The sequence below is a fragment of the Hydrogenophaga defluvii genome, assembly GCF_042665235.1.
GTDB lineage: Bacteria > Pseudomonadota > Gammaproteobacteria > Burkholderiales > Burkholderiaceae_C > Hydrogenophaga > Hydrogenophaga defluvii_A.
Window position 1 is genome coordinate 1 of the sequence record NZ_JBHTBZ010000078.1, and the last position, 1562, is coordinate 1562.

At 65.0% G+C, this 1562-nt stretch carries 1 protein-coding gene; it reads left to right on the forward strand.

What is annotated here, in order from left to right; all coding sequences use genetic code 11:
• Positions 1 to 28: 28 nt before the first annotated feature.
• Positions 29 to 1562: DUF3987 domain-containing protein (locus tag ACFQU0_RS20030; protein ID WP_382203738.1), on the forward strand; the 1534-nt coding region annotated here is incomplete at its 3' end.

Consider the following 1562-nt stretch of genomic DNA (forward strand, 5'->3'; position numbering starts at 1 on the left):
GTGCGACGGGCACCACCTGCTGATTCCGATGCGCGACACAGCGGGCAAGCTGCACAGCCTGCAAACCATCGCACCAGACGGCGGTAAGCGGTTTCAACCCGGCGGGCGGGTGAAGGGCTGTTATCACGCCATTGGCAAGCCTGACGGCGTGTTGATCGTGTGTGAGGGCTACGCGACCGGCGCAAGCATCCATGAGGCAACGGTGCAGGCGGTGGCCGTGGCTTTCAACGCGGGCAACCTGCGGGCGGTGGCCGAAGCCCTGCGCGCCAAATACCCGGCGCTGCGGCTGATCCTGGCCGCTGATGATGATGTGGCGACCCCAGGCAATCCGGGGCTAACAAAAGCGACCGAGGCGGCGCGCGCGGTGGGTGGCTACCTGACAAAACCCAACTTCGGCAGCGAGCGACCGGACGGCGCTACCGACTTCAACGACCTGCACCAGACAGCGGGGGCCGATGTGGTGCGCGCGTGTATCGAGGCGGCGGCGCTGGTGGGGCCCATGCCTGCTTCCAAAGATGTGCCAGAGGTGGACGCGGCGGCATCCTGGCCTGATCCGCTGCCCCTGCCCGATGCCCTACCGGCGGTGCAAGCGTTTGACCCCGAACTGTTGCCCGAGGCTCTGCGCGGCTGGGTGGCCGACATTGCCCACCGGATGCAATGCCCCCCGGACTTCACGGCGGTGGGTGCCCTGGTGGCCCTGTCCAGCCTGATCGGCGCGCGTGCTGTGGTGGCACCCAAGGCGCGGGACGATTGGCGTGTGGTGCCTGTCCTGTGGGGCGCAATTGTGGGCAGGCCGGGGGTGATGAAATCACCGGCTTTGTCTGAGGTGTTGAAGCCATTGCACCGGCTTGAAGCAACCGAGCGCGAACAGTGGCAGATCGCGCACGAAGCATGGGAGCTTGATTGCAAGGTGGCGACCATGGCCAGCGAGGCAAAAGAGAAGCAGGCCCGAGGGTTTGCCGACAAAGACCCAGCGAAGGCGCGCGCACTGTTGGAGCCGATGGACACACCAGCCGAACCCATGGCGCGGCGCTATGTGGTGAACGATGCGACGGTGGAAAAGCTGGCCGACCTGCTGACCGTGAACAAATGGGGCTTGCTGGTGTACCGCGATGAAATCCACGGCTTGCTGTGCAGCATGGACCGCCAAGGGCAGGAAGGCGCGCGGGGCTTCTACCTGACCGGCTACGACGGCAATCAAGGCCACGCGGTTGACCGCATTGGGCGCGGTGAATCGTATGTGCCGCGTGTGTGCCTGGCCATGCTGGGCGGCATACAACCGGGCAAGCTGCAAAGCTATGTGCGCGAGGCTGTGGCCGGTGGCGCGGGTGACGATGGACTGTTGCAACGCTTCGGGCTGGCCGTGTGGCCCGATGTGAGCCGGGAGTTTGCCTATGTGGACAGGTGGCCCGACACACCCGCCAGACAAGCGGCATGGGCAGTTTTCGAGCGATTGAACGCACTGCAACCAGCCAGCGACACCGACCCCCAGGAATGGCGGTTTTCAACCGAGGCGCAAGCCCTTTTTGTGGAGTGGCTGGAACCGTTTGAGACTGAGATAC